The 25025-nt window shown below is 64.7% G+C and carries 19 protein-coding genes; 6 read left to right on the forward strand and 13 right to left on the reverse strand.

Going from position 1 to position 25025, the window contains the following annotated elements:
• Positions 1–2: 2 nt before the first annotated feature.
• The 10 genes from mnxG to mdcA all read right to left on the reverse strand — a co-directional run bounded on the left by mnxG (position 3) and on the right by mdcA (position 13597).
• Positions 3–5855: a manganese-oxidizing multicopper oxidase MnxG gene (gene mnxG / locus ACIQUI_RS06005; protein ID WP_403195928.1), complete on the reverse strand. Its 5853-nt coding sequence runs from the start codon at positions 5853–5855 to the stop codon at positions 3–5.
• Positions 5856–6140: 285 nt separating this feature from the next.
• Positions 6141–6905, reverse strand: a complete 765-nt coding sequence (gene madM, locus ACIQUI_RS06010; protein WP_105947567.1) for a malonate transporter subunit MadM — start codon at positions 6903–6905, stop codon at positions 6141–6143.
• A 2-nt stretch (positions 6906–6907) separates the two neighbouring features.
• Positions 6908–7330, reverse strand: a complete 423-nt coding sequence (madL, locus tag ACIQUI_RS06015; RefSeq protein ID WP_391133554.1) for a malonate transporter subunit MadL — start codon at positions 7328–7330, stop codon at positions 6908–6910.
• 186 nt (positions 7331–7516) lie between these two features.
• Positions 7517–8437, reverse strand: coding sequence for a malonate decarboxylase subunit epsilon (gene mdcH, locus ACIQUI_RS06020; protein ID WP_403195930.1), 921 nt, complete (start codon positions 8435–8437; stop codon positions 7517–7519).
• Complete coding sequence (locus tag ACIQUI_RS06025; protein ID WP_403195933.1) at positions 8434–9048, reverse strand: malonate decarboxylase holo-ACP synthase; 615 nt, start codon at positions 9046–9048, stop codon at positions 8434–8436. Before ACIQUI_RS06025 ends, mdcH begins: the two co-directional genes overlap by 4 nt.
• 1 nt (position 9049) lies before the next feature.
• A complete protein-coding gene (gene mdcE, locus ACIQUI_RS06030; protein WP_403195935.1) occupies positions 9050–9841 on the reverse strand; it encodes a biotin-independent malonate decarboxylase subunit gamma in 792 nt (263 codons plus the stop codon).
• Entirely contained in the window at positions 9838–10686 is an 849-nt protein-coding gene (locus ACIQUI_RS06035; protein WP_403195936.1) for a biotin-independent malonate decarboxylase subunit beta, read from the reverse strand. The genes mdcE and ACIQUI_RS06035 overlap by 4 nt, the downstream gene beginning before the upstream one ends.
• Positions 10679–10978: a malonate decarboxylase subunit delta gene (locus ACIQUI_RS06040; RefSeq protein WP_028613842.1), complete on the reverse strand. Its 300-nt coding sequence runs from the start codon at positions 10976–10978 to the stop codon at positions 10679–10681. The genes ACIQUI_RS06035 and ACIQUI_RS06040 overlap by 8 nt, the downstream gene beginning before the upstream one ends.
• 1 nt (position 10979) lies before the next feature.
• Positions 10980–11831, reverse strand: a complete 852-nt coding sequence (locus ACIQUI_RS06045) for a triphosphoribosyl-dephospho-CoA synthase (RefSeq protein WP_403195937.1) — start codon at positions 11829–11831, stop codon at positions 10980–10982.
• Positions 11832–11935: 104 nt separating this feature from the next.
• Positions 11936–13597, reverse strand: a complete 1662-nt coding sequence (gene mdcA, locus ACIQUI_RS06050; RefSeq protein WP_403195939.1) for a malonate decarboxylase subunit alpha — start codon at positions 13595–13597, stop codon at positions 11936–11938.
• 255 nt (positions 13598–13852) lie between these two features.
• Here mdcA and ACIQUI_RS06055 point away from each other — a divergent pair, with 255 nt between their 5' ends.
• Positions 13853–14923, forward strand: a complete 1071-nt coding sequence (locus ACIQUI_RS06055; RefSeq protein WP_403195940.1) for an enoyl-CoA hydratase/isomerase family protein — start codon at positions 13853–13855, stop codon at positions 14921–14923.
• Positions 14924–14939: 16 nt separating this feature from the next.
• Positions 14940–16091, forward strand: a complete 1152-nt coding sequence (locus ACIQUI_RS06060; protein ID WP_403195943.1) for an acyl-CoA dehydrogenase family protein — start codon at positions 14940–14942, stop codon at positions 16089–16091.
• Positions 16092–16325: 234 nt separating this feature from the next.
• Here the strand turns inward: ACIQUI_RS06060 and ACIQUI_RS06065 are convergent, their stop codons facing one another.
• A complete protein-coding gene (locus tag ACIQUI_RS06065) occupies positions 16326–17258 on the reverse strand; it encodes a LysR family transcriptional regulator (protein ID WP_403195946.1) in 933 nt (310 codons plus the stop codon).
• Positions 17259–17383: 125 nt separating this feature from the next.
• Between ACIQUI_RS06065 and ACIQUI_RS06070 the strand changes: the two genes are divergently transcribed.
• Positions 17384–17650 (forward strand): DUF2790 domain-containing protein, encoded by a 267-nt coding sequence (locus ACIQUI_RS06070; RefSeq protein WP_403195948.1) that lies wholly within the window; start codon positions 17384–17386, stop codon positions 17648–17650.
• A 1-nt stretch (position 17651) separates the two neighbouring features.
• On the opposite strand, the gene ACIQUI_RS06075 is transcribed toward ACIQUI_RS06070, so the two are convergent.
• Positions 17652–18344 carry a tRNA (adenine(22)-N(1))-methyltransferase gene (locus ACIQUI_RS06075; protein WP_403195951.1) on the reverse strand — a complete coding sequence of 231 codons (693 nt, stop codon included), beginning with the start codon at positions 18342–18344 and terminating at the stop codon, positions 17652–17654.
• Positions 18345–18481: 137 nt separating this feature from the next.
• Between ACIQUI_RS06075 and ACIQUI_RS06080 the strand changes: the two genes are divergently transcribed.
• The 3 genes from ACIQUI_RS06080 to ACIQUI_RS06090 all read left to right on the forward strand — a co-directional run bounded on the left by ACIQUI_RS06080 (position 18482) and on the right by ACIQUI_RS06090 (position 21840).
• Positions 18482–18862 (forward strand): Rid family hydrolase, encoded by a 381-nt coding sequence (locus ACIQUI_RS06080; RefSeq protein WP_391133590.1) that lies wholly within the window; start codon positions 18482–18484, stop codon positions 18860–18862.
• A 205-nt stretch (positions 18863–19067) separates the two neighbouring features.
• A complete protein-coding gene (locus ACIQUI_RS06085) occupies positions 19068–21068 on the forward strand; it encodes a U32 family peptidase (protein WP_403195954.1) in 2001 nt (666 codons plus the stop codon).
• Between the two features lie 208 nt (positions 21069–21276).
• Positions 21277–21840 carry a TetR/AcrR family transcriptional regulator gene (locus ACIQUI_RS06090; protein WP_403196194.1) on the forward strand — a complete coding sequence of 188 codons (564 nt, stop codon included), beginning with the start codon at positions 21277–21279 and terminating at the stop codon, positions 21838–21840.
• Between the two features lie 48 nt (positions 21841–21888).
• On the opposite strand, the gene ACIQUI_RS06095 is transcribed toward ACIQUI_RS06090, so the two are convergent.
• Complete coding sequence (locus ACIQUI_RS06095; RefSeq protein WP_403195957.1) at positions 21889–25017, reverse strand: multidrug efflux RND transporter permease subunit; 3129 nt, start codon at positions 25015–25017, stop codon at positions 21889–21891.
• Between the last annotated feature and the right edge of the window lie 8 nt (positions 25018–25025).

Here is a 25025-nt window from a genome sequence, read left to right on the forward strand (position 1 = left end):
TATCACTGCGCCGGGGCCGTTGCCGGCGGCGCTTCGTTGGTCACCCGCAGAATCCCCCACAGCCCCGAAAGGTTGCCGTAGGCGGCGTAGTCGCGGAACAGGTAGTCACCCGCCACCGCGTTGGCACCGCCGGCACTTGGCAGCATGAAGCTGAAGTGCGCCGCTGGCAGCACGCTTTCCTGGGCACCGATGTACATGGCCATCGGGTTGTAGCCGAAGCGCACCGAACCAATGCCAGGCAGGCTCATCGGGTAGCCATCCGCGTCGTTCTTCTCGGCCTGGTAGTTGTGCAGCGGCCACAAGTGCCCGTCCAGCTGGTAGGTGATGCCGCGGCTGCCACCGCTGGGCATCAACACATGGCTGCGCACCGGTTGGCCGGGCTTGGCGTACAGCACCGGGGTTTGCGGGTCGCCGCCGACCAGGGCGTTGCTGTACGCCATGTGTGCATTCGGCACATCGGCAAGGCCGAAACCATCGGCATGGCCAAACGGTGCATCCGGCGCCAGGCCAAAGCGCAGCCACAGCGGTTCGGTCTTGTAGTTCATGGCCATGTTGCCGTTGTCTTTCGGGTCCCCTGGCACGCCGTTGCCTTCGGTGGCGATGCCTTCGACCGGGCGGCCATCAGCCCAGCGCATGTTCATCGAGCGCTGCCACACCGTGACCAGGTCGCGGTAGTCGGGCTGGCCGGTGACCTTGACCGTGGCCTGGGCCCGGCTGGCGGTGTCCTCGGTCCAGGTCGCGGTTTGCGGCAGGATGCTCATGGCACCCACCAGGCCTTTCTGCGGCTGCTTGATGAAGTCCGACGGCGTCAGGTTCAGGCCACCGAACTCGATGGCGGTGGTGTTGATGTTGTCCACCGTGCGGCCCAGTTGCAGCACCGGTTTGCCCTCACGCTCCAGGTGCCCGGCGTAGTACTGGTACACCCGGCTTGGGTAGGCACCGCTGTTGCCCACCCGGGGTGGTACGGTTTGCACCGGGTTGGCGCCCACGTTGGCGCCGTCGGACTTGGTGATGTCGTAGGCCAGCAACTGGGCATGCAGGCCCACATGGCTGGACGGGCGCATCAGGTTGTTGTTGAAGGCGGTGGAACCTTCGCTGTCGAAGCGGTCACGTTTGACCACGTTCTGCATCACTGCGGTACTTGGCAGGTCTGGCATGACCTGTGGCAGGCGGTTTTCCAGGGTGATGCTGATGCAGTCCCCGGCGTTGGCGCGCAGCACCAGCGGCTCCACCGGTACACCGGCCTTGAGCTTGCCCGTGGTGGTGTCCAGGTCCGCCTTGCGCACATACAACACAGCGGTCGGATCATGCAGTGGCGCGCTGTGGCCGCCCACGGTGAAGGTGGTGCCGTCTTCTTCATCCACCACCGTGACCTGCGGGATGCTGGTCTTGCGGCTGTTGAACACCAGGGTGCCGCCATTGGCCTTCAGTGGCCCGCCAACATGCTGGCCCGCACCGGCCGGGTCGTTGATGCTGACGCCGTTGCGGTTCTCCAGGATGTCGTTGGCCAGTGCCGCGACAATCTCGTAGCTGCGCTTGACCGTGGTGCGGGTACCGATGCCGTTGGGGTTGGCCGTGGTTTTCGGGCAGATACCGTCGAAGTTCACGGTGTTGCGCATGGCCACCGGCTGGGTGTTGTTCGGCAACGGGAACAGGTCGGCGCGTTGTGCGGTGTAGTTGCGCATCACCCCCCAGATGCCGTTCCAGTAGCCTTCCAGCGCCGCGTCCATGGAGTATAGGTAATCCCCATTGGTAGCGGCCGAACTGGAAATCATCGACACCGGTGCCATGAAGCCCATCTGCTCGGAGATACCGATCATCTGCGAAGCCTTCCAGCCCGAGTTGGAACTGTTGCCGAAGCCCGAGCCATTCTGCAGCCACTTCACACCGTGCAGGGTGACGTTGTGTTCCTCTTCGTGGCCACCGGCATGCAGGCGCAGGCGCACGTTGTCGCCAGAGTAGGTGCGCAGCATGGGCGTGAACGGGTCGCCCGGCTCGCTGCCGGCCTTGTTGATGTGCGGCGGGAACAGCGTGGTCCCGCCGGTAGGGCCAACGGCCGAGGTGATCGCCGAGGGCGCCATGTTCATGGCCGGGATCGCACGGTCGGTGCGGCTTTGCAGGGCATAGCTCAGGTCGCCGGCCAGGCCGTCTGCCTGCATGCCACGCTTGCCGTCGGGGCCGACCTTGTTCGGGTCGAACACGCGCAGGGCCAGCGGTTCGTTGCGGTAGTTGACGACGAACATGCCGGGGTCATCCACCGAAATCGCCTGCGGGCAAGGCCGGCTTGGGCAGCCAGGGGCCAGGCCCCCGCGCGACTCGACCACCGATTCCAGCAGGTTGGATGCCTTCTGCCGGACCGGCGGGTTGATGGCGTAGCGGAAGCTGTCGGCCGTGGCCGGGTAGGACTGGCCATTGGGCACACCGTCCGGGCCTGCGCCCACGTATACACCGGCTTCATAGGCATGCTGGAAGTCGCTGTACTCCAGGAAGAACTCACGGTAGCTGTCGTTCTTGCCATCGCCATCGTGGTCGCCAGTCTTGATCACCGCTTGCCACGAAGTCGGCCCGCCGTCCTGGCGTGTGGCCGGGTTGTACAGTTGTTCGCCGGTTTCGGCATGGTACCAGGTGGAGCCGGCAGGCTCGGCCAGCACGGTGGCATACAGCCCGAGCTGCTGGTGGGTCGATGGACCGAGGTGGTCGTGGGTAAAGATGGTGCCCAGGCCACGGTCGACGTTGTTCACGTTCACCAGCGGGTCGGCAAACCAGCGCTGCATGGCCGTGCGCGCGCCCAGCCAGTCCGCCCGGCCAAAGCGGCCGAAGTACGGGTGCTGCCTGGCTTTCGGGCAGGCGGCGGTGCCGTCGCGGCTGTCGCCTTCGCTGCAGCCGTTGTAGGCACGAATGGCATGCACGCGCTCCACCACGCTGCCGGGCGAGAGAATGCCGTCTTCGTAGTTCCAGCCGTTGGCCGAGCCGTCAGCGGCGGTCAGGTCCCACTTGGGCAGGTGAATGTGCTGGCCGATCACGTCGGTTGGGGTACGCACCTGGTAGTCGTCCATTTCGTAGTACGACGGGATCAGGTTGGTGTGGGTGTACATGGTGCAATCGAAGGTGTTCATGCGCATCACCAGCGGCTCTGGCGGGCGCTGCTTGGTGATCACCGGCCAGGCGTCTTCCCACAGCGCCAGGATGCGCGCCTGCGGGAAGTGGTAGCCGACCTTGTTGTACACCGCGTCAAACTGGATGTTGGCGCCTTTGTAGATGCGCGGGCGGTCGGCGGTGAAGGTAGACGAACCGCGGAAGTTCATGCCGGTAAGGCTCTCGCCGCTGACAAACTCGCCAACCCCGGAGGTTTGCGTCAGGCGCTTGCCGCGGTCGTCCATGCACGGTTCGTAGAATGGCGCGCCGGCCGTGGGCAACGCACCGTTGGTACGGAATGCCTTGGCCACCGGCTGGCTGCCAGGGATCAGGGCGTAGCTGGCGTGCTCGGCCTTGGCATGGAACTGCATGGCGGCCTGCTCGACATCGGTGCCTTCTTCGGGCAGGTAGATGGGTTTGGCCTTGTGCACCACCTTGGAGAAGTCCAGCTTGGTGGTGGTGGTCACCGCTTCGCCGCCGGCAGACACACCGTCCAGCGCATGCCGGCCCAGGCCGCCATCCCAGCCATCGACCTGGTTGGGGTCGAGGTTGGCCCACAGGGCCTTGCCGCTGGCTTTCAACTGCTGGGCCAGTGCCGGGTCGAGCATGTCCAGTGGCGGGGTTGGCGGGCGGTTACCCACACTGCTTTCCATGCCGCCGATCCAGAACGGGTAGCCTGGGTTTTTCAAGGTGCCATCGGCGTTGCGGTTGGCATCGGTACGGTCCACCAGCGCCAGCGAGCCGACTGCCTTGCGCGCTGGGGTTTCATTGGCGTGATCGTCGTCTTCTTCCTCGTCATCATCGTCATTGGCGGCAACGAGTTGTTCGGACAGTTTGGGTACCACCACCACCTTGCCCGGCATCGGCGCCATGGCCTTGCCCGGTAGCGGCACGATGGCGGGGATCGGCGTACCGGCAACAATCTCGCCATCGGGCAATGCCCGGGCGCCAACAGCCGGCTTGCCGCTGCGAAGGGCGAACGGTGTGCTGTGGAAACCATTGGCGCCCTGCCCGCTCACTTCCAGCCGGGTGCCTTCCTCGAACACGTCATGTACCCGCCACATGGCCCACATGCCTTGGGCAAAGTGCGGATAGAAGTGGCAGTGGTAAATGGCATCGCCCGCCACGCGGTTGCGGTTACCCGAACCGCCGTTGGCGATTTCGTAGGTGTAGCCGATACCCGGGCCTATGCCTTGGGCGTCGATGTAGTCGGAGTTGTCGTCGTTGGGGTTGAACAGCCACTGGTGACCATGCAGGTGGAAGATGTGCTGTTCATGGCCATTGTGGGTGTTGCGGAACTTGGTGAAGTCGCCAATGTAGCTGTGGTGCACGTTGGCCGGCTCTGCCGGGTACAGGGCCATGTTGGCCTTGACGCCCACAGCGCTGGCTGGCGGGGTTTCGCCTGGGCGAATGTTCTCCAGGCCGACGTTGGCTGGCACATCCACGAGGGTGCCTATATCGCCTACGGTATGGGCACTGAGGAAGAACTCCTCGTAGGCGCACGACAGGCAGTCATGCATCGGCCCCACGCCCAGGCGGTTGGCGACCACTTCGGCGCCCATGCCGCCAGAGCCGTAGTTGATCATGAACGAATCGCGGGTCGGCTCCAGCACGTGGCCCATCACCGGGTCCGCCCAGTAACCCGGGAAGGCCTGGGTGGCGGCCACTTCATCGGCGAACTGCGAGGCGAAGTCGCGGAACGCCTCCAGCCGGTTGGGCAGTGCCGGGTTGCGTTTGTTGACGCTTTCCAGCGGGTAGGTCGAACGCGGGAAACTGCCGTCGGGGTTCGGCCCCATGACGATGGCGTCGGTTTCACTGTTGAGAATTTCATTGCCATCGACCATGGCAATGATCGGCTTGCCGGCTTTGCCCTCGGTGAGCCACGGTTCGGCCTGCGGGTAGCGGGCCTGGTAGTCGATCACCGGCTGGCCGGTGGCGGTGCGGCCGGTGGTGGCCAGGCGCATTTCTTCTTCGGTCAGGGTATTGCGGTAGGTTCGCCCACCTTTGGGGACGACCACCACCTGGCCGAACAGGCCGTTGGCAACGTTACCCGCCCCACCCTGGCCGCCAAAGGTTGCGCCTTGGCTGGTGGCCGCAAAGGCCCCCTCGCGCTCGGCGTACAAGGTGTAGCTGCGGGTGTTGCCAGGGGACACCAGGAAGTTGCCATTGCGGCCGGTGTTGGCAGCGATGTCACCAATGCTGTTGACCGCCTGCATGCCGTTTACCTGGAAACCGACATGCCGGTCGTTCACCTGTTCATCGGCGACGAAATCCTCACCGCCTCCATTCTCGACTTCGTTCTCCGGCCCTTCCTCCTCGCCTTCGACTTCGTTTTCTTCGGGGTCGATACCGTGCTTGTTGGGGTTGGCCTGGTAGGCGAGCAAGTTGGTCAGGTTGACGGTCAGGCAGTCACCTGCTGCCACGCGCAGCACGATTGGCCGTGGGCGCTTGTCGGGGCGCAGGGTGACCTTGCCCGGCACGGCGGCCCCGCCCTTGCTCAGGGGGACCTGCTTGTCGTCCACCACGTCTTCACGCAGGGCGAACATCATGCCGTTGGCGTTTTGCGCGCCAAGGCGGTTGAACATCAGTGGCTGGTCCAGCGCCACCACGTTGGCGACCAAGGTGCGCTGGCACTGCACGGCCGCCTCGCTGGTCGTTTCCCAGCCGAGCAGGGCCAGAACGAGTGATGACAGAAGGGGGCCTTTGCGTGGCGTAGACATGCTGCACCTCCGGGACACAGGGACTCTGCGAAGGTGTGGAGCAAGGTGTGTGCCAGGAGTAAATCTTTCAGTTTTTCAGCAGGTTACGTAGGCAACCGAAGCAGATTGGGGAGGATCACCCGGCATTGTCCCCCTAAAATGGGGGCACGTCGTAGCCTGGATGACGATGCAGCCGATGTGGGAGCGGGCTTGTCCCGCGAATGGGGCTACGCGGTACATGGCACCGGCTTCGCCGGTGTTCGCGGGACAAGCCCGCTCCCACAATGTTCGCTTTTCAGATTTCCTTTAGCCGACCAGACCGCGTACGCAGAAATACAGGATCGAAGGCCCCATCAAGCACCCCAACCCGGTATGGAAGGTGGCCGTCAACGCGCCATACGGCACCAGCCGCCGATCCGTCGCCGCCAGCCCTGCTGTCACGCCCGATACCGTCCCCGCCAAGCCACCGAACACCATCGCCGACCGCGGGTTGTCCAGTGCCAGCAGGCGTGCCGACACCGGGGTGAACACCATCACCAGGATCGCCTTGATCAGCCCGGTGGCAATCGACAGGGCCATCACATCCGAACTGGCACCCAGCGCCGCCCCGGTCACCGGCCCGACGATATACGTCACTGCGCCCGCGCCGATGGTGGTCATGCTCACCGCATCGCGGTAGCCGAAGGCGTAGGCCACCGCCGCGCCGACAATGAACGGCAACACCGTGCCCAGCAACAGCGCCACCGCACCGATCATGCCGGCCTTGCGCGCTTCGGTGGCCTGCACTTCGAAGGCCGTGGCAACGATGGCGAAGTCCCTTAACATGGCCCCACCCATCAGGCCGATGCCGGAGAACAGCGCCATGTCGGCCAGGCCTTTCTGCCCGCCCGTCACGGTGCCGCCTACCCAGGCCAGCACCAGGCCGATGACGATGGCGATGGCCGAGCCGTGCACCCGGCCGAACGTGAGGTATTTCGACAGCACAACCGACAACCACATGATGGCGCCCACCACTGCAAAGGCAGTGATCAGGCCGTTGTGTTCCAGGGCATTGTCAATGATCGGCCACATGTTCAACGACCTCCTGCCGGGGCAACGTGCGTGCTGGTTTCGGGGGTGGGTTCAAGCGCAGGCAATGGCTCGCCGCGATGGCTGCGGCTGATCAGGGCGATGGTCGCGCCGCACACCAGCACCGCACCTACTGCCGCCAGCAGCGCTACTGGCCCGCCGTGCAGGGCGGTGACCACGTTTTGCTGGGCCGCCATGGCCACCACGACCGGGATGTACATCGCGCCCCAGAAGCCCACACCGAATTCGCACTCCTTGCTCATGCCGCCGTTGCGGTGCATGTACAGGCGTGCGCAGATCAGCAGGATCATGGCGATGCCGACCCCGCCCACATTGGATTTGACGCCCAGCAGCACGCCCAGGAAGTCGCCGACGATGACGCCGGCCAGCGTGCATACCGCCAGCAGTGCCACACCATAGATGATCATTGTTGTTGTCCTCAGGTAGTGTCGAAGTTGCTTGTTGTTGTTCTTGTAAACACACACTTGTGCCGCGTACGCAGTCTTTGTGGGAGCGGGCGCGCCCGCGAAACAGGCACCTCGGTGTACGGCACGGGCTTCGCCCGTGTTCGCGGGCATGCCCGCTCCCACAGGGACCGCGCCAGCCGGCTGCAATCATCGGGTCTGGGCCACCTCCTGGCGCAATAGCGCATCCAGGGTATCCCAACGGGTGCCTTCCACTGCCACCACCCTGCCCTGCTCGAACACGGGCCGGGCCAACCCGCTGAGCACGCTGCCGGGCGGCATTTCGATGTGCAGGCGCACCCCGCGCTCAAAGGCGTTGCGCAACGTAGCACGCCAATCGACCACCCGCGCCATGTTGCCGGCCAGGTCGTCACGCAGGCGCTGCGGGTCGAAGATCGGCCGCGCACTACTGCCACTGAGGTAAGTGATACGGGGCCGTTGCAGCTCGACGGTGGCGAACGCACTGGCCAACTCCGCTGCCGGGCCATCGAGCAACCGGCAATGCGATGGCACACTGACCGCCAGCCGCCGCGCTACACCCCGGCCCAGGCTGCGCGCCCTGGCCGCGACCGCAGCCATCGCCGCATCGCTACCGGCAATGACAACCTGGTTGTCGCTGTTGAGGTTGGCGACATACACCTCGCCGCCCACCTCACCCAGCAACCGCTCGACACTGGCCAGGTCCAGCCCGCTCAGCGCGGTCATGCCGTACCCCTGCGGCCAGGCACGCTGCATCAACTCGCCACGCAGGGCAATGAGGCGCACGGCATCGGCAAAGCCCAGAGCACCCGCCACAACCGCTGCCGGATAGGCCCCGATCGACAAACCCGCTACATAATCCGGTGCAGGGCTGCGCTGCATCAACCAACGGGCCCAGGCCACGCCGCTCAGCAGCAGGCACAGCTGCACGGCGCGGGTAGATTGCAAGGCTTGCTGGCTGTCCAGCATCAGCGCCTGCTGGCCGAGAACATCACTGGCCTCTTCCAGCAGTTGCCCGCAACCTTCAGGCAGGCAGTGCAGCATGCCCGCCTGCTGGGCCCCCTGGCCGGGGAAGGCGAACAGGCTGCTCATGCGGCGCCCTCCATCACCGCCCAAGGGGCGCTGACCAGCCGCGGACCATGGGGCGATTTGAGCAGTACGCGGCGGGCAAAACCGGCCCACTCGCGCAGGGCAACCGCACCCGCCGGGGTTTCCAGTTGCACATCGATACGGCACGGCGCGCAATCGAGGATATCCAGCAGCTCTCGCGCCTGGGCGCGGGCCAGCGGTTGTGGTGCGCGCAACAGCAGGTCAAGGTCACTGCCGGCGTGGACCACTTCAATGCCGGTCGCAAGTTGGTAGCCCACCCCACCCGTCGGCCCCCAGGCCAGGCCGCTGGCCTGCAAAACCGGGGTGACCGAAGCCAGCGCCTGCAACGCGGGCCATGGGCTTTGTACCGCCACGCGCAGGGCTTCGGGGCTTTGCTGACGCTTGATATCAGCCAGGCGCATCAGCGCGCCCAACCGTTGAGCCCGGCCCTGACCACGCAGCCCTACCGCTACCCAGCCGTGGTCACACGCGGCACGCCGCACCACCACCGGCTGACCGCTTGCCAACACCTCCTGCGCCCACTGCGGCGCGCCCGTGGGCAAGCCCGACACGGGCATCCCCCACAGCAGGTCGTGCGGCCTTGGCGCGTTCATCTCAAGCGCCCTGCCACTGGCGGCGCAGCTGCTCGCGTACCTGGCGCGAGGCACTGCGGTTTTCCCCCGCCAGCCGTGACGACAGGTCAGTCGAGCTGCCTATGTCGTGCACTGCCTCGGCCAGGCAAGCACGCACTTGCGCGATGTCGGCAGCGCTCGGGGCCTCGGCGCTTTCCACCGTCAGGCGGCGCCACAACAAGCCAAGCGAGGCATAGCTGTTGAGGTCGTATGCCATGGGTGGCACCTCGGCGGCCAGCGCTTCCAGTTGCTCGACGCTGCGCAGGGTGATGCGCGCGGCTGCCGCTTTGCCCATGGCGTGCACCATCACCCCGGCATCGTCCAGTGCGATCAGGCGCTGGGCCTGGTAACCATGGGCCAGGAAGGCACCGGACATGGCCTTGCCGACCAGCAAACCGATCACCGGGTGCCCGGCCAACCGCGCCTGGGCATAAGCCTGCACGGCACCGGCCAAGGCCTGGTGAATGCCCAAGGCTTCCTCGCGACGACCATAGGCCTGGCTTGGCACGTCGATGACCGCGACAATCGCACGCTTCTGGCCATTGCGATCAGCCTCCACCGCCTCGCTCACGGCCTTGGCCAAGCCCCAGCCTTCCAGCAGGCCAACTTCACCGGAACGCGCCCGGGGGAACGGGTTGTCGGCATCCGGGACCACGGCGATGAAGCGTGCCAGGCGATTGTCCAGTTCGCCGTCGATGACCTTTAGCGATGCAGGGTAGCCCGGCAAGGTTTGCCCGCCGGCCAGGCCCGGCAGCCAGTTCAAGGCACGGTTCATTTAGCTTCTCCTTGGTAAAGGTCACGCACGGCGGCAGCGTCCAGTTGCGGGCAGTCATCGCCCAGCCGGGCCAGCCGGTCGAGGAACCAGCCGTGCTGGCTGGCGCGGTCTTTGGAGGGCGCGCCGAGCAGTTGCAGCAAGCGTTCGCGCAGGGCATCGATGTCGTCGGCCACATAACCATCGACCAGCCCGCTGGCATGGCGCTGTTCGCCACCGCTGAGGCTCCAGATGAAGGGGCGGTCCTTGGCGTCGTACTCGGCAATACCCGCTTCCTGTTCGATCACTTGTGGCCCGTTGAGGCCCAGGCGCGCTTCACGGGTGACCAGCAAGTGGCTGCACAGCCCTGCGGCGATGGACATGCCACCAAAGCAACCGACCGAGCCGGCAATCAGCCCGATCACCGGCTGCCAGCTACGCAGCTCGACAATCGCCGCCTGGATCTCGGCAATCGCCGCCAGGCCCAGGTTGGCCTCCTGCAAACGCACCCCACCGGTTTCCAGCAGCAACACCGCACACGTGGGCATGCCGTTGCGGTTGTCTTCAATGGCCAGTTCCAGGGCGCCGGCAATCTTGGCGCCACCCACTTCGCCCATGCTGCCGCCCTGAAAACCGCCTTCAATGGCGGCGACCACGGCGTTGCGCCCATTCAGCAGGCCCTTGGCGATGACCACGCCATCATCGGCCTGCGGCACGATGCCCTGGCGTGGCAACCACGGCGACATCAGCCGATCGAACGGGCCCAGCAGTTCACGGAAAGTACCCGGATCGAGCAAGGCACGCGCCCGTTGGCGGGCGCCCAGTTCGACTAAGCTGCGGCTGCGCAGCAAGCGTGCGGTGTCAGTCATGGGCAATCTCCTCGAAGCCTTGCTCAAGGCGCAGGCGAACCACGCCCGGGGTAGCGCCGAAGTCATGGATGTCGATGTTCACAGCCGGCCAGGCGCGGCCCTCGAACAGGCGCTGGAACAGCTGTGCCCAGCGGGCGCCGCTGCCGTTGACCGACGTGACCACCTGGATATGCAGGCTGCCGGCAGTGCCGGGCTCGATCAGCACTTCCAGGTCGCCAGAGCTGACGCAGCCCACCAGCGTGCGGCCACGGCCCGGTTCGGCGGCGGGGAATTGAAAATTCAGGGTTTCCATGTCACAGGCTCCCGGCTTTGTCGAGGTACAGGCAGGCGGCCAGCAAGTCGGCGGCGCCGCCCGGTGAGGCGTTCAGGTGCAGCAGGTGCTGGTCCAGCTGGCGCAGTTGGCGGCGGCCGGCCAGGCTGGCGCTACCGCCTTCGGCCAGCACGGCCAGCGCACCTTGCTGCACACTGGCCAGGCCGGCCGGGCCGCTGCGCCAGAGCACGCAGGTGTCGCTGAGCACAGCCATGATCGCCAACAGTGCATCGAGCCGGGCGTGCGGCTCGCTGGCACCGGCGGCACGGCTGCGTTGCAGTTGTGGCAAGCCGTGCGCGATGACCGCGGGGAAGCCTTGTTGCGCCTGTTCGCGGGCGCCGCTTGTGCCATAGCGGCGGCGCACCTGCTGGCCGTGGCTGTCTTGCGGGGCCATGGCCGGGTCGTCCAGCACGGCAATGCGCCCGGCGCGGGCGGCCAGGGTGCTGGCGTTGGCCTGGGTATCAAGGGCTGTGGCCGCTACCAGCAGGCCCAGTGCCCAGATTGCGCCGCGGTGGGTGTTTACCCCGCCAGTGGTGGCGAGCATGGCGGCTTCGCCTTCGCGGCCGAGTTGGCCGAGTGAGGCACGCAGGGGCTGGCTGATTTCGCCGACGGTTTGCGCGGCTTCGGCCATTTGCCGCAGGCAGGGCCACAGTGACAGCGCCGAAGCGTGCATCAGGGACAGCGACATGTCGTGGTGGGCGCCGTTGCTGCGGCGGTCGACGAGGCCTGGTTTGGGGGACAGGTCGGCTTCGTCGATCAGGGCTTCTACGGCCAGGTCGGCCAAATGGTCTGGCAGTTGGATCTGGGTTGTCTGGGCTGGCCTCTTCGCGGGCATGCCCGCTCCCACAGGGATCGCATTGGTATCAAGTTCAGCAAACCCACTGTGGGAGCGGGCGTGCCCGCGAAGAAGCCGGTGCGGTTGCAAGTCGAGTGCGCTCATCACCAGCTCCTGAACCGTGCAGGCGGGTTGTAGAGGCCGCCGGACCACTCGACCAGGTCAGCGATGCTGCGCGCGGCCAGCAGCTCGCGGCTGGCGTCGGTGCGGCGGATGCCGAGGTCTTCGGGCAAGGCGATCAGGCCCTGTTGGCGCATGCGCAGGGTGTCTTTCGGGTCATGCCGCAGGCCGATGGCGGTGACGCCGGCCACAGCGGCGATCATCTGCTGGCGTTCTTCCAGGCTGCGGGCCTTGTACAGGTAGGCAATGCCCTCCTCGGTCAGCAGGTGGGTGACGTCGTCGCCGTAGATCATTACCGGCGCCAGCGGCATGCCCGCTTTCTTGGCCACTTCCACGGCATCGAGGGTTTCCACGAAAGTGGGCTTGCCGCCTTCCTGGTAGGTCTCGACCATTTGCACCACCAGCTTGCGGCCGCGCTCCAGCAGGGTCTGCGGCACGGTCATGTCGAGCCAGGCCGGGGTTGCGTGGCGCCGGCCACGCGGGTCGTGGCCCATGTTCGGTGCACCGCCAAAGCCAGCCAGGCGGCCGCGGGTAACGGTGGAAGAATGGCCATCGCCATCCACTTGCAACGTGGCACCGATGAACAGGTCGACCGCATATTGCCCCGCCAGCTGGCACATCATGCGGTTGGAGCGCAGCGAGCCATCGCGCCCGGTGAAGAACACGTCCGGGCGCTGGGCGATGTAGTCCTCCATGCCCAGCTCGGTGCCAAAGCAGTGCACGCTTTGTACCCAGCCGGTCTCGATGGCGGGGATCAGCGTGGGGTGCGGGTTAAGCGTCCAGTTGCGGCAGATCTTGCCTTTCAGGCCCAGGGACTCGCCGTAGGTGGGCAGGATCAGTTCGATGGCGGCGGTATTGAAGCCAATGCCATGGTTCAGTGACTGCACCTGGTGTTTTTCGTAGATACCGCGAATGGCCATCATCGCCATCAATACGTGCACCGGCTTGATGTGGCGCGGGTCGCGGGTGAACAACGGTTCTATATAGAAGGGCTGGTCGGCGACCACCACGAAATCGACCCAGGATGCCGGAATGTCGACCCGTGGCAGGTCATCTACACGGTCCACCAGCCGGTTCACCTGGGCAATGACGATGCCGTCACTGAAAGCCGCCGGCTCAACCAGTGCCGGGGTGTCTTCGGTACTGGGGCCGGTATACAGGTTGCCGTCGCGGTCGGCCATGAAGCCGGCCACCAGGGTGACGTTGGGAATCAGGTCGACCAGCAGCCGCGAGTACAGCTCGATGTAGGTGTGGATGGCACCGACTTCGAGCAGGCCATCTTCCAGCAGTTGGCCGATGCGCAGGCTCTGCGGGCCGGCAAAGGAAAAGTCGAGCTTGCGGGCGATGCCGCGTTCGAACAGGTCCAGGTGCTCGGCGCGGCTGACGCTGGGCATGATCATGTGCAGGTCGTGCAAACGCCCGGGGTCGACCTTGGCCAGCGAGCGCGAGAGGAAGTCGGCCTGCTTCTGGTTGTTGCCTTCCAGCACCACCCGGTCGCCGGGGGCCAGCAGCAGTTCGAGGGCTTCGACGATACGTTCGGTGGGCAGCACCACGCCGTCGGCAAGGTGACGGACCCGGTCGAGACGGCGCTGCTTTTCTGCGCGCCGTCGCGACCATTGCGGCGGTGGATTCTGAGTTATTGTCATGGTGGCTCCACAGGTTCGCTGTCGTGGGGGCCACCTTAGGGCTGCGCTGCGTGGCGGATCAATCAAGCTGGCAGCGCGTTCATTACGGTAAGGTTAATGAATGATCCAGCCAACTGACCGGCTCACGGCAAAAATGCACGATGCCCCTGCATAATTGTCGATTGTGCAAGGCAAATTCGCATGACAGGATCCTGCGATCCTCCAGCGAACTCCAGACTTCACTTGGAAAATCAATAACAAAGCAGGGAGAACGCAATGACTGCGCACGCTCAAGCCTCGGCAACCGATCATGTATTGGCCGAGGTCCGCAACCAGGTCGGCCACCTGACCCTGAACCGCCCCGCCGGCCTCAATGCCCTGACCCTGGACATGGTCCGCAGCCTGCGCCAGCACCTCGACAAGTGGGCCGAAGACCCACACGTGCGCGCCGTGGTACTGCGCGGCGAGGGCCCCAAAGGCTTCTGCGCCGGGGGCGATATCCGCTCGCTGCACGACAGCTTCAAAGCCGGCGACACACTGCATGAAACCTTCTTTGTCGAGGAATACGCCCTCGACCTGGTCATCCACCGCTACCGCAAACCGGTGCTGGTGCTGATGGACGGCTTTACCCTGGGCGGCGGCATGGGCCTGGCCCAAGGCTGCGACCTGCGCGTGGTCACCGAGCGCAGCCGGCTGGGCATGCCCGAGGTCGGCATTGGCTACTTCCCCGATGTTGGCGGCAGCTACTTCCTGTCGCGCATCCCCGGCGAGCTGGGTACTTACCTGGGCGTCAGCGGCGCCCAGATCCAGGCGGCCGACGCACTGTACTGCGGCCTGGCCGACTGGTACCTGGCCAGCGGCCAGCTCGCCGCCCTTGACCAAGGCCTGGACCAACTGAGTTTTGGCGACAACCCGCTCAAGGACCTGCAGAACCTGCTGGCCAAGCTGGGCACGCAGGTGCTGGACGATGCGCCACTGGAAAAACTGCGCCCGGTCATCGACCACTTTTTCGCCCTGCCTACCGTGCAAGCCATCGTCGAGCAGCTGCGTGCGGTAAGCATCGGCGACAGCCATGCCTGGGCCGTCGCCACTGCCGACCAGCTGGAAAGCCGCTCGCCACTGGCCATGGCGATTACGCTGGAGATGCTGCGCCGTGGCCGCCACCTGGGCCTGGACGACTGCTTTGCCATGGAGCTGCACCTGGACCGCCAGTGGTTCCGGCACGGCGATATCATCGAAGGGGTACGCGCCCTGATCGTCGACAAGGACAAGCAGCCCCGCTGGAACCCGCCGACCCTGGCCGCGCTGCAGCAGCAGCGGGTTGACCAATTCTTCGAAGGCCTGTGAGCCCGGGAGTACACCGATGCAAGACCTGGAACTGAGCCAAGAACAGATCATGATCCGCGACATGGCCCGGGACTTTGCCCGTGGCGAAATCGCCCCGCATGCACAAGCCTGGGAAAAGGCCGGCTGGATCGATGATGGTGTGGTGCGCAAGATGGGCGAACTGGGCCTGCTGGGCATGGTGGTGCCGGAGGACTTTGGCGGCAGCTATACCGACTACGTCGCCTACGCCCTGGCCGTGGAAGAAATCGCTGCCGGCTGCGGCGCCACCGGGGCGATGATGAGCATTCACAACTCGGTGGGCTGCGGCCCGCTGCTGGCCTACGGTACTGCCGAGCAGCAACAGCAATGGCTGCCGCGCCTGGCCAGCGGCGAGGTGATCGGCTGCTTCTGCCTGACCGAGCCCCAGGCCGGCTCCGAAGCGCACAACCTGCGCACCCGTGCCGAACTGGTCGATGGCCAGTGGGTCATCAATGGTGCCAAACAGTTCGTCAGCAATGCCCGCCGCGCCGGCCTGGCCATCGTCTTCGCGGTGACCGACCCTGAACTGGGCAAGAAGGGTTTGTCGGCGTTCCTCGTGCCCACCGACAACCCGGGGTTCAAGGTAGACCGCAGCGAACACAAGATGGGCATCCGCGCCTCCGATACCTGCGCAGTAACCTTCGATAACTGCCGCATCCCCGCTGCCAACCTCCTTGGCGAGCGTGGCAAGGGCCTGGCCATTGCCCTGTCCAACCTTGAAGGCGGCCGAATCGGCATCGCCGCCCAGGCGTTGGGCATCGCCCGTGCCGCGTTCGAGGCGGCGCTGGTGTACTCGCGTGACCGCGTGCAGTTCGGCAAGCCGATCAACGAGCACCAGAGCATCGCCAACCTGCTGGCCGACATGCAGGTGCAGGTGAACGCCGCACGCTTGCTGATCCTGCATGCCGCCCGCCTGCGCAGCGCCGGCAAGCCGTGCCTGTCGGAGGCGTCACAGGCCAAGCTGTTCGCCTCGGAAATGGCCGAGCGGGTGTGCTCGATGGCGATCCAGGTGCATGGCGGGTATGGCTACCTGGAGGATTACCCGGTGGAGCGCTACTACCGGGATGCGCGGATCACGCAGATCTATGAAGGGTCTAGCGAAATCCAGCGGATGCTGATTGCGCGGGAGTTGAAGCACTATCCCCTATAGTAAGGCGGCCGCAGTCCAGTCTGTGGGAGCAACTGTCTTGCTCAATTTCTAAAAGCTGGCGCGAACCCCTGTGGGAGCGGCGGTGCGGCGATCCGACGTGCCCGCGAACACCGGCAAAGCCGGTGCCATCCACCGCGTTGCCTGCTTCGCGGGCACGCCCGCTCCCACAGAGATTGTGCGAGCTTGAAGATTTTGAATGAGACAGTTGCTCCCACAACAACGCAGGTCCGTCTTTCAGCGCCAATACCGCGCATCATCCACCACTTTCGCATGCCCCTCGAACAACGCCGGCAGCTGCTCTTTCAGGTAATCGATCCAGGTACGCACCTTGGCATCCAGGTAGTGCCGTGACGGATACATCGCATACAGCGCACTTTCGCGCAGGCGGTACGGCGCCAACAACCGGCACAAGCGCCCCTGCCCGATCGCCTGGCTGGCGGTATAGAACGGCAGCAGGCCGATGCCCATGCCCAGCTCGCTGGCCACCAACATGGCGTCGGCGACGTTGGTCGAGAAACTGTCGTTCGGCGCGATCACACACTGGTCGACCCCCTGCGGGAATACCCAGTCGCCTTCATACATCGGGTAGGCCATGCGCAGGCAGCGGTGGTTGTGCAAGTCTTCGGGGCGCTCGGGCACACCATGGGTTTCCAGGTAAGCGGGGGCCGCGCAGGGGATGCTGAAAATGTTGCCCAACGGCACGGCTATCAGCTGCGAATCCGGCAGCGCGCCGTCCACAGTAATCACCACGTCATGCCCTTCGGCCAGCGGGTCGGGGTTGCGCTGGGACAGGGTCAGTTCGATCACCACGTCCGGAAACAGCGCGTTATAGCCAGCCACCAGCGGCATCAGTAACAGCCCCAGCCCGTGCGGGCAATGCAAACGCAGGTGGCCACGTGGGGTCAGGTGCGCGCCACGGGCTTCGCCGACTGCCTCTTCGGTCAGCAGCATGATCTGCCGCGCCCGCTCGAGAAACCGCTCGCCCGCCTCGCTCATGCGCAGGCGCCGCGTGGTGCGGTGCAGCAGGCGCGTCTGGAGCTGGTTTTCCAGTTCCGCGACAATGCGCGAAACCTGCGCCGCAGAGATGTCCAGGGCATTGGCAGCTGCAGCGAAGCTGCCACATTCCACCACACGGGCAAAGGTACGCATGGCATGCAGCATGTCCATGAAGGTGTGCTCCTTGTTCGGTCTTATTCTTGCGTTACAGGCAGGAATCTATCACGGACTAGCCCATTTATTGTGAATGACCAATGAATAGATCATATGTCATACATTGAAGAAAGGAGCCTGCCATGAAACGTTCGATCGCTGTAATTGCCGTTGCCGCTGCCCTCGGCTCGTTCGGTGCCTTTGCCGATGCAGGTAACAGCCAACCGGTCAGCAGCAGCGCCAACTATGAGTACGGGATGCCGCTGGATGTGGCCAAAGTGATCTCCATCACCCCGGCCAGCAACGCCGCCGACTGCCAGGTGGGTACCGCGCACATGGTGTATGTGGACCACCAGGGCCAGAAACGCGAAGTAGACTACCGCGAAATGGGCAACTGCTCGCAGCAGTAAGTCACGCCAGCACCTGGGTGATCCAGGCCACCTGCTGGTTGAAGGCGTCAATCTTTACCTGAGGCACCGCATCGCGGGCACGTTCGAAATTGGCCAGGGTTTGCTGCTTCTGCTTCAGCATGCGCCGCCACTTCACCAGAAACGCCTCGCTTTTTTCCTGCATCAGCACCGGGCCGAAGTACAGCTGTTCAGCGGTGTACGCTGCCCCGCCCGGCTCGGCGACGATGATTTCGTAGTCGAAGCGGTTTTCCCGCAGCAGTTCTTCGCTGACGATCTGGTAGCCATTACCCGCCAGCCACTGGCGCAACTCGCACTCAGCGCCATTGGGCTGCAGCACCAGGCGCGTGACACCCGCCAAGCGCTGCTTGCCGGCCTCCAGGATCTCGCACATGGTTTCGCCACCCATGCCGCAGATGCTGACCACCGAGATACGGTCTTGCGGCTCGACCGCAGCCAGGCCATCGGCCAGGCGCACGGTGATGTAGGCCTGCAGGCCGTTCCTGAGCACAGTGCGCTGAGCCGAAGCGAACGGCGTCTGCGCCACCTCGCCTGCCACCCCGGCCTCGATCACGCCACGCAGCATCAACGCCACTGGCAGAAAGCCATGGTCGGAGCCGATGTCAGCCAGGCGCGCGCCCTGCGGCACATGTGCAGCCACGCGCTCCAGGCGCCTGGACAAAGTCTGTTCGTTCAAAGTGTGCCCCCGGCTTTGCAATGGGGCGCGATTCTGACGGCGAACGCGGCGTATTTCAAACACCGGGGCACCCTCGACCGGACCCGCCTGCTCGCGTAGGCTTGCCGCTTTCCTTCCGTTGCAAGGCAAAACACACCATGGCACAAGCAGACATCATCTACACCCCGGACCCGGACGCCGAGTCGATTTCGTCCGACGTCGCCGAGTACAACGGCGTGCTGGTTACCACGCAGATCCCGACCCACGCCGATGGCAGCCTGGAACTGGGCGATATCGTCGCGCAAAGCGAATGCACCCTGCAGGCGCTGAAAGTGGCGCTGGAAAAGGCCGGCAGCGGCATGGACCGCGTGCTGCACCTGACCATCTACCTGACCGACATGGCTGACCGCGCCGCGTTCAACGAGGTGTATCAGCGCTTCTTCAGCAAGCCTTGGCCGGTGCGGGCTGCAGTGGGTGTGGCGTCGCTGGCGTTTGAAGGCATGCGCGTCGAAGTGACGGCGATGGCCGCCAAGCGCTGATTTACCTGCCAAGGCCTTATCGCTGGCAAGCCAGCTCCCACAGGTACAGCGCAGGCCTTGAAAGCTGCGCTGTACCTGTGGGAGCTGGCTTGCCGGCGATGAGGCTTGTCCAGGCAATACACCTCCCGGCACCCCGATGATGCCGCCAGCCCGTTTCACCGCTACAATGCCCGCCTAAACCGTGACAGCCCGAAAATATAACGACATGTCCCTTCCAAAGAATCACCTGGAACTGCTCAGCCCTGCCCGTGACGTGGCCATCGCCCGTGAAGCGATCCTGCACGGCGCCGATGCCATCTACATCGGTGGCCCAAGCTTTGGCGCGCGCCATAACGCCTGCAACGAAGTCAGCGACATCGCCGAACTGGTCGAGTTCGCCCGTCGCTACCACGCACGCGTGTTCACCACCATCAATACCATCCTCCACGACAACGAGCTGGAGCCTGCGCGCAAGCTGATCCATCAGCTGTACGACGCCGGTGTCGACGCGCTGATCGTGCAGGACCTGGGGGTGATGGAGCTGGATATCCCGCCGATCGAACTGCACGCCAGCACCCAGACCGACATCCGCACCCTGGAGCGGGCCAAGTTCCTCGACCAGGCCGGTTTCTCCCAGATGGTACTGGCCCGGGAGCTGAACTTGCAGCAAATCCGCGCCATCGCCAGCGAAACCGACGCTGCCATCGAGTTCTTCATCCACGGCGCGCTGTGCGTGGCCTTCTCCGGCCAGTGCAACATCTCCCACGCGCAAACCGGCCGCAGCGCCAACCGGGGCGATTGCTCGCAGGCCTGCCGCCTGCCCTACACCCTGAAGGATGACCAGGGCCGCGTGGTCGCGTTCGAGAAGCACCTGCTGTCGATGAAGGACAACAACCAGACCGCCAACCTGGCCGACCTGGTCGATGCCGGCGTGCGCTCGTTCAAGATCGAGGGCCGCTACAAGGACATGGGCTATGTGAAAAACATCACCGCCCACTACCGCAAAGAGCTCGACGCCATCCTCGAAGGCCGCCCGGAATATGCCCGTGCATCCAGCGGCCGTACCGAGCACTTCTTCCTGCCTGACCCGGACAAGACCTTCCACCGCGGCAGCACCGATTACTTCGTTACCGACCGCAAGGTCGATATCGGTGCCTTCGACTCGCCAACCTTCACCGGCCTGCCGGTGGGCGTGGTGGAGAAGGTCGGCAAGCGGGACATGCAAGTGATTACCGATGTACCGCTGACCAACGGCGACGGCCTCAATGTACTGGTCAAGCGCGAAGTGGTGGGCTTCCGGGCCAACATCGCCGAACCGCGTGGCGAGTTCGAGGAAGACGGCAACAAGCGCTACCGCTACCGTGTCGAGCCCAACGAAATGCCCGAAGGCTTGCATAAACTGCGGCCCAACCACCCGCTGTCGCGCAACCTCGACCACAACTGGCAGCAGGCTTTGCAACGCACCTCGTCCGAGCGCCGGGTTGGCGTGGAGTGGCATGCGGTACTGCGCGAGCAGCGCCTGATGCTGACGCTGAGCAGTGAGGAAGGCGTCAGCGTGCAGGTGGCCCTGGACGGCCCGTTCGGCGAGGCCAACAAGCCGCAGCAGGCACTGGACCAGTTGCACGACCTGCTCGGCCAACTGGGTACCACGATGTACCACGCCAGCAGCATCGAACTGGACGCGCCGCAGGCGTACTTCATCCCCAACTCGCAGCTCAAGGCCCTGCGCCGTGAAGCCATCGAGGCGCTGACCGAGGCGCGTATCAAGGCGCACCCACGTGGCGGGCGCAAAGCTGAAACCACGCCGCCGCCGGTGTACCCCGAGTCGCACCTGTCGTTCCTGGCCAACGTGTACAACCAGAAGGCCCGCGACTTCTACCACCGGCATGGCGTGCAACTGATCGACGCGGCCTACGAGGCCCATGAAGAGCACGGCGAAGTGCCGGTGATGATCACCAAGCATTGCCTGCGCTTCTCCTTCAACCTGTGCCCCAAGCAGGCCAAAGGCGTGACCGGCGTGCGCACCAAGGTGGCACCGATGCAGCTGATTCAGGGTGACGAGGTGCTGACCCTGAAATTCGACTGCAAACCCTGCGAAATGCATGTGGTCGGCAAGATGAAGAGCCACATCATCGACCTGCCGACCCCAGGCAGCGCGGTGGCCCAGGTGGTCGGGCATATCAGCCCGGAAGACCTGCTGAAGACCATTCCGCGCGGGATGCATTGATCGTTAGCCTGTAAGGGCCCTTTCGCGGGCTCGCCCGCTCCCACAGGGAATATCCACAGCCTCCATGGCTGTGCAGCATCTGTGGGAGCGGGCATGCCCGCGAAGAGGCCAGCAAAGACACAAAAAAGTCTCAAATGAGACTTCGGCACTTGATCCCCCTCTCAGTTCCTGCACAATAATCGCCATGCAACCCACGCGAGGCATGCCGATGCACCCCACCCCGCACGATGAACGCCTGCTCAAGGCCCTGGCCCACGCCATCGTGGTCCACCCCCGCGCCACCCTCAAGGAGCTGGCCGAAACCGCTGGCGTCAGCAAAGCCACCCTGCACCGCTTCTGCGGCACCCGCGATAACCTGGTCGCCATGCTCGAGAACCATGGCGAGCGGGTGCTCAACCAGGTAATCGACAATGCCGCCCTGGACACGGCCGAACCCCTGGCCGCAGTGCGCCACCTGATTGCCGAGCACCTCAAGCACCGCGAGATGCTGGTGTTCCTGATGTTCCAGTACCGCCCCGACACCTTGCTGGGTGACAGCGAAGACCGCCGCTGGCTGGCCTACACCCAGGCGATGGATGCGTTCTTCCTGCGTGCGCAGCAAATGGGTGTGTTGCGTATCGACATCAGCGCTGCCGTATTCACCGAGATGTTCATCACCCAGATCTACGGCATGGTCGACGCCGAGCGGCGCGGCCGCGCGGCCAGTGCCAATTCGGCGCTGGCGCTGGAGCAATTGTTCCTGCAAGGCGCACAGGCCCGGCCTGCGTCCTGACAAAAAAAAGGCCCCTGGGCACGGGTCCCAGGGGCCGAAACGGCTGGATCATCCAACCAAAGGAGCTTGGGCCGGCGGCGCCGGTTTGCGCTTGAGCAGCGACAGCACCCAGACAAAACAGATCGGCACGAACACCACACCCAGCAACGTGGCGCTGAGCATGCCGCCAATCACCCCGGTACCAATCGCCCGCTGGCTGGCAGCACCGGCACCGCTGGCGATGGCCAGGGGCACAACGCCAAGAATGAAGGCCATCGAGGTCATCACAATGGGCCGGAAGCGCAGGCGTGCAGCCTCGATGGCGGCGTCCCGCAGGCTGTAACCCTTCTCCCATAGCTCCTTGGCGAACTCGACGATCAGGATGGCGTTCTTCGCCGCCAGGCCGATGATGGTGATCAGGCCGACCTTGAAGTACACATCGTTGGGCATGCCGGTAACCATCACCGCCAGCACCGCCCCCAGCGCGCCAATCGGCACGATGAGCATCACCGTCAGCGGGATGGCCCAGCTTTCGTACAGCGCCACCAGCAGCAGGAACACCACCAGGATCGCCAAGGCGAACAGGCTGCTGGCCTGGCCGCTGGAGACCTTTTCCTGGTAGGACAAGCCAGTCCAGGCATAGCCGATACCCGGCGGTAACTCGCTGACCAGGCGCTCCATCTCGGCCATGGCCTGGCCGGTGCTGTAGCCCGGTGCGGCATCCCCGGAAATACGGATCGACGGGTAGCCGTTGTAGCGCACGATCTGTACCGGCCCTTCTTCCCAGCGGGTGGTAACGAAGCTGCTGAACGGCACCTGCTGGCCATCGGCGTTCGGCGCGTAAAGGCGCAGCACGCTCTCCGGCGTCATGCGTTCGCCCTGCTCCGCCTGCACCACCACCCGCTGTTGCCGGCCGGCGTTGGCGAAGTCATTGATCACCGCCGAGCCAAACGCAGTGGCCAGGGTGCTGTTGATGGTCTCGAAGGCCACCCCCAGGGCGCGGGCCTTTTCCCGGTCGATATCGACGCGCAGTTGCGGCGCCTCGGCCAGCCCTTCCATCATTGCGTACAAGATGACCGGGTTGCCGTTGGCCTCGCCAAGGATCTTGTCACGGGCCGCCAGCAACGCTTCACGGCCCAGGCCGCCGCGGTCGAGCAGGCGCAGGGCAAAGCCACCGGCATTGCCCAGGCCATCGATGGGTGGCGGGTTGACCGCCATGATCGTGCCATCGCCGTAACCGGCGAACTGCGCATTGATCGCCTGGGTTTCGGCGTCCACCGATTGCCCGGCGCCACGTACCGACCAGTCTTTGTAGGTAGGGAACGCCAGCGCGGCGTTCTCGCCCATGCCCGAGAAGCTGAAGCCGCTGACCATGAACGCCGACGCCAGTGCTTCACGCGACATCAGGAACTGCTCCAGGGCCTGCCCGGTCGCGTCGGTGCGCACACGGCTGGCCCCCGGCGGCAACTGCACGTCGACAATCGCGTAGCCCTGGTCTTCAACCGGCACGAAGGACTCCGGCAAACGCAGGTAGAAGTAGCCGAGCATCGCCAGGATGCCGACATACACCAGCATGTAGCGGCCGGCACGCCGTACCAAGGTTGTGTTCATGACCGAATAACGCTCGGTCAGCCGGGCAAAGCCACGGTTGAAGGCGCCGAAGAAACCGCGCTTCTCATGGTGCCCGGGGGCCACCGGCTTGAGCAGCGTGGCGCACAGGGCCGGGGTGAAGGTGAGCGCCAGAAAGCCCGAGAACAGGATCGACACTGCCAATGACAGCGAGAACTGCTGGTAGATCACCCCCACCGAACCAGACATGAACGCCAGCGGCATGAACACCGCCGACAGCACCAGGGTGATGCCGATGATCGCACCCGAGACCTGGCCCATGGCCTTGACGGTGGCATCGACGGGCGACAGCCCCTCCTCGGCCATGATCCGTTCGACGTTCTCCACCACCACGATGGCGTCGTCCACCAGAATGCCGATGGCCAGCACCATGCCGAACATGGTCATCATGTTCACCGAGAAGCCCAGCAGTTTCATCACCATCAACGTACCCAGCAGGCACACGGGCACCACGATCGACGGGATCAAGGTGTAGCGGATGTTCTGCAGGAACAGGAACATCACCAGAAACACCAGGACCATGGCTTCGAGCAGGGTGTGAATGACCTTTTCAATGGCCACGTCGACAAAGCGCGAGGTGTCATACGGCACCGAGTACTCGACGCCCTCGGGGAAGAACGCGCTCAGCTCGGCCAGGCGATCCTTGACCAGCTCGGCGGTTTTCAGCGCATTGGCGCCCGGCGCCAGCTGCACCGCGCCGGCCACGGCTGGCTTGCCGTTCAGGCGCGAAGCGAAGTTGTAGCTTTCCATGCCCACTTCCAGGCGGGCGACATCGGCCAGGCGCACCAACGAACCGTCCGGGTTGGCTCGTAGCACCACACGGCCAAACGCCTGTGGGTCGTCCAGGGTACCTTGCACGGCCAGGGTGGCGGTGAGTTCCTGTTGGCTGCTGCCCGGCGCACTGCCGAAGCTGCCGGCAGGCACCTGCACGTTCTGCCCGCGAATGGCGTTGCTCACGTCATCGATCGACAGCCCGTAGCCCACCAGCTTCTGCGGGTCGACCCAGACGCGCATGGCCGCTTCCGACGAGAAGAACTGCAACTTGCCTACACCCGGTACCCTGCGTAGCTCATTGTTGATGTTGCGCGCCGCGTAGTCGCCCAACGCCGTGGTGTCGGCCTTGCCAGCGCCTTCCTTGTAACTGAGCGCGTAGATCAGCAAGAAGCCGGCACTGGTCTGCTCGACCTGGATGCCTTGGGTGATCACCGCCTGCGGCATGCGTGCCTCGGCCTTTTTAAGGCGGTTTTGCACATCGACCTGGGCCAGCTCCGGGTCGGTACCCGGCTCGAAAGTGACCACCACTTCGGCCATGCCGTTGGAGTTGTTGGTGGACTCGAAGTACAGCAGGTTCTTGGCGCCGTTGAGCGACTCTTCGATGATGCTGGTGACCGAATCCACCAGGACCTTGGCCGAAGCGCCCGGGTAGGTGGCGGTGATGGTGATTTGTGGTGGCGCCACGTTGGGGTACTGGGCCACCGGCAGCGTGGGGATTACCAGCAGCCCGGCCAGGGAAATGAACAGCGCCACGACCCAGGCAAAATTCGGCCGTTTGATGAAGAACTTGGACATCGCGTTAC

It is taken from the genome of Pseudomonas sp. NPDC090592, from assembly GCF_044769185.1.
Taxonomy (GTDB): Bacteria; Pseudomonadota; Gammaproteobacteria; order Pseudomonadales; family Pseudomonadaceae; genus Aquipseudomonas.